2 protein-coding genes are annotated in these 1,191 nt (G+C 46.1%); both read right to left on the bottom strand.

From position 1 onward, the window contains the following. The coding region (locus A3762_RS18370; protein ID WP_068757035.1) for an MbnP family copper-binding protein at positions 1 to 797 on the bottom strand (797 nt) is incomplete at its 3' end. 169 nt (positions 798 to 966) lie between these two features. Then, a partial coding sequence (locus A3762_RS28455) for a hypothetical protein (RefSeq protein ID WP_231878857.1) occupies positions 967 to 1,191 on the bottom strand: 225 nt, incomplete at its 5' end.

Here is a 1,191-nt window from a genome sequence, read left to right as displayed (position 1 = left end):
GCGCCTGACATGCACCCTGGCGCTCCATCTAGATCTTGAGTCAGATCTGAATTGCTCACTAGGTTGTCGAAGTTCAGTACGATTTGTTGGCTGCTTGGATCGAAGTTTGTTAAGGCTATTTTAGNGCGATTCGGACGCGCACATGTCACGGTTTCACCGAGTTGAGGATCTCCAGAACAATTGGTGCTCCCGAGATGAAAGTTCCATGAAGAAGCTGAAAAGCCAAGGTCGCTTGGTCGAATGATTCCGCCGACTGGTGCTACGTCGAGTCGCGCAAACTTGTNACCATTTTGCCAATTCCAATGCATGCTCGTCTGATCTAATGGTGCTACGGCCGTTGCTCTATCTGCGTGATTTAATTCAGAGGGAATGCCAAGTGAAAAGGTAATGCCAGTGAACGCGACATTGGCTGGAGCGCTCACGGTTCCTTCAACCTGAGTGTTTGTATTTTTCGTAGCGCCCGAACAGCTCGTATCTTTGTTCATGAAATCGAGCAAGCCCACGTTCTCGTGGTTCCAAGAGTTGTCTTCTAAGTCCAGTGCATACTCATTACTCTGATCATCTGTAAGTCTGATGTCATGCACATAGAATCTAAACTCTCTGATATCAGCATTGGTATTGTTTGTGCCTAGGCCTGTCAGTTGTGTATCGCAATCAATTGATACGTTATTGGCTTCTGCTGCAAATGCGATGGAAACATCTTGTTCTTGTAGGGCGTTGACGTTAGTAGAGCCGCCTGATGAGCAGGCAGCCAAAAGGGCGCATGTTGAGATAGCAGTAAAGTGTGAAAGTTTCATGATGCTCTTGTCCTAATAAAATGAATAAATATTGGCTTTAGGTGGAGCACAGGTCTGAATCTAGAGGATGTCTTCATCAAGCACAATGTATGCACGCGCATGCTTAGAAAAATAAGCAGGCTGACACTGGCTTAGCAATGAAGTTAAATCTAATTGTTGATGACTGTGCTCAAGAGAGCGTCATAGGAGGGGCGCGCGCGCGTTGAAAACTTGTTTTACGCGAAATCGCATTAATTGATCCTGAGCGGATGAAGTCTTGAGTAGGCGAGAATTGCGTGTGCGACAAGTTGCTCGCCAAATGGGCTAGGGCACCTGCCGAAAAGCTACATTGTTCATCTGCGTCGTGAACATTGTGGTTCTGTTCAGAATCACTATCTGTAATAAATACTTGTTT

This window comes from Oleiphilus sp. HI0125, from assembly GCF_001635355.1.
Note: the sequence above shows the minus strand (reverse complement) of the source record. Positions and strands in the feature narration are given on the sequence as shown.